The following is a 587-nucleotide window of genomic DNA, read 5'->3' on the forward strand; positions in this document are numbered from 1 at the left end:
ATGAAGATCATCATCCTGGGCGCCGGCCAGGTCGGCGGTACGCTGGCCGAGCACCTCGCGCGCGAGGAGAATGACATCACGGTGGTGGACACCGACGGCGAACGGCTGCGCGAGCTGCATACCCGGCTCGACATCCGCACCGTGACCGGCCCCGGCTCCTATCCCGTGGTGCTGCGACAGGCCGGCTGCGAGGACGCCGACATGCTGATCGCGGTGACCAGCCAGGACGAGGTCAACATGATCGCCTGCCAGGTCGCCCACACCCTGTTTCGCACCCCCACCAAGATCGCCCGCGTACGCGCCACCGCCTACCTCACCCGCAAGGGGCTGTTCGCCCACGAGGCGGTACCCATCGACGTGCTGATCAGCCCCGAGCAGGTGGTCACCGACCATATCCGCCGCCTGATCGAGCACCCCGGCGCGCTGCAGGTGCTGGAGTTCGCCGGTGGCCTGGTGCAGCTGGTGGCGGTGAAGGCGTACTACGGCGGCCCGCTGGTGGGCCAGGACCTCGGCTTCCTGCGCCGCCACATGCCCAGCGTCGATACCCGGGTGGCGGCCATCTACCGCCGCAACCGGCCGATCATTCC

General features: G+C 69.2%; 1 protein-coding gene. It reads left to right on the plus strand.

Going from position 1 to position 587, the window contains the following annotated elements:
• On the plus strand, positions 1-587 hold a 587-nt coding region (gene trkA, locus ACUY1T_RS22005; protein ID WP_446025700.1), incomplete at its 3' end, for a Trk system potassium transporter TrkA.

This window comes from Billgrantia sp. Q4P2 (assembly GCF_052806135.1).